Source organism: Serinicoccus kebangsaanensis (genome assembly GCF_008919445.1).
Lineage (GTDB): Bacteria > Actinomycetota > Actinomycetes > Actinomycetales > Dermatophilaceae > Ornithinicoccus > Ornithinicoccus kebangsaanensis.
The window spans coordinates 1-2218 of sequence record NZ_VSLG01000031.1 but is presented as its reverse complement, the minus strand read 5'-3'; the positions used below and the strand labels follow the sequence as shown (position 1 = coordinate 2218).

The window sequence follows — 2218 nt, the reverse complement described above, 5'->3', positions numbered from 1 at the left end:
GATGCCCCACCCGCGCTGACCGCCTGACAACCCCTGCCGAAGGAGCACAGCGCTACACCACTACCCGGGACTTGACCGGCGCAGTGCTGGCCGACGACATGGGGTTGGGCAAGACCATCCAGACCCTCGCGCTGATGCTCCAACACCTGAGGGCGGCGCATCTGGTGATCTGTCCGACCTCGGTGAGCACGAACTGGGAACGCGAGATTGCCCGCCACGCGCCCGGGCTACGTCTTGCCGGTGATCGCGACGAGCCGGAACCCGGCACCGTCACCGTGACGACCTATGCCCGCCTGCGCCGTAACCCCGCGAGGTTCACCGAGTGTTCGTGGGGTGTCGTGGCATTCGATGAGGCCCAGCAGATCAAGAACCCTCGCACCCTGGCCTACCGCACCGCCACGGCCATCCGGGCCGACTATCGGCTGGCGATCACCGGCACCCCGGTGGAGAACGAGCTGGGAGACCTCTGGGCACTCGGCAACCTCGTCCGACCCGGCTACCTGGGCACCCGCAGTCGCTTCCGCGACCGCTACGTGATCCCGATCCAACGCCGCGGCTCAACGACCGCGGCCGACCGGCTCGCCACCCACACCCGCGACCTGGTGCTTCGACGCACCAAGGCCGAGGTCGCGCCCGAACTCCCGGCTCGTCAGGTCATCGACATCGCCTGCACCATCACAGACGAGCAACGCCGCCTCTACGAGACGGCCCTGGCCGAGACCTTCGACGCAGGGCTGGGCTCCGGCGCTACCCGCCGCACCAACATCCTGGGACTGCTGACCCGACTCAAACAGGTCTGCAACCATCCCGCCCAGGCCCTTGGCCAGGACAGGCCGCTCGCAGAGCGGTCGGGCAAGTTCGACCGTGTGAGCGACATGCTCGACGAGACCCTGACCACCGGCACCGGGTGCCTGGTCTTCACCCAGTACACCGCGATGGGCCGGCTCCTGGCCGGCGACATCGCCGAGCGTCACGGCATCACGGTCCCGTTCCTGCACGGCCGACTACGCCCTACCAGCCGCGACCGCATCGTGAGCGACTTCCAGGACGGCACCGGACCGAGCATCCTCGTTCTCTCCTTGCGCGCGGCCGGGTTCGGTCTCAACCTCACCCGCGCCACAACGGTCATCCATTACGACCGCTGGTGGAACCCCGCCGTCGAAGACCAGGCATCCGATCGCGCCCACCGCATCGGACAAGACCAGCCTGTCACGGTCTACACCCTGCGCACCGCCGGCACCGTCGAAGACCACATCGCCACCATGCAGGCCCGCAAACGAGGACTCGCCGACGCAGCCCTCACCGGCAGCGACGCCGCCCTGCTGACCCTCGGCGACGAGGAGCTGTACGAGGTGCTTCGGCTCAATCTGGAGGCCACCACATGACCCGCGAGTTCGGTGCCACCGCATGGGGGCGGGCCTGGCTCAGGATGATCGAACCCGTTTTCATCACCGGACCACCCGACCGCGACCTACCCCGCGCTCGTGCCCTGGCCCGCAGAGCCGTCGAAGACCTGACCGTCGAGGGAAGCCGAGTCACCGCCCGGCTCACCGAACGCGGCCACAGGCACACCATCACTCTGAACATCCCGATCTGGAATCACAAGGAGCAGAGAGCGGCCGCCCATGCCATCGGCCAAGCCACCCCAGTGGACAGTGGCGACCTGCCCGACCACCTCGTCACAGAACTGACCTCAGCCGGGGTGCAGATCGCCCCTCGCATCGACGACATCAATGTCAAGAGCGACACCGACGAAGTGATTCGACGCCACGTCCTCGCCATCTGTTACGCCCTCGTCCAGAGAATCGACGAAGAACCCATCCTCGCCTCAAGGCTACGGACATCTCCGCAGACCACCGGCGAGTCGAAAGGCCACACGCCAGACGGTCTGCTACCTCTAGCCGCGATCAACCCACGAACGTTCTATCTGCGAGCCGTTCGACAAGGCGGCACCCAGCCTCTGGCTGGCCCACTCGTCAGGTTGACAAGTGGTTGAACGGCTGGTCCCTGGGTCGATCGTTGCGCGGCCCCAGCAGGCATAACAGCGTGTTGGTCAGGCCCTCTGCCTGAGATCAGAACGGTGTAGTGACGACCGCTGCTGAGCTTGGGGGGCTCGGGGCCACTGTGAGGGGATGGCCGCGCGGTCAAGCCCAGTGGAGTGGTGTAGCGCTGTGATCCCTCGTTTGGGTTCAGGTGGTGAGGGCGGGTAGGTGATCAG

At 66.7% G+C, this 2218-nt stretch carries 2 protein-coding genes; both read left to right on the top strand.

Going from position 1 to position 2218, the window contains the following annotated elements:
• A partial coding sequence (locus tag FXF60_RS16355) for a DEAD/DEAH box helicase (protein ID WP_151527044.1) occupies positions 1-1385 on the top strand: 1385 nt, incomplete at its 5' end.
• Positions 1382-1996 (top strand): hypothetical protein, encoded by a 615-nt coding sequence (locus FXF60_RS16350; RefSeq protein ID WP_151527043.1) that lies wholly within the window; start codon positions 1382-1384, stop codon positions 1994-1996. The genes FXF60_RS16355 and FXF60_RS16350, both read left to right, overlap by 4 nt.
• Positions 1997-2218 lie beyond the last annotated feature (222 nt).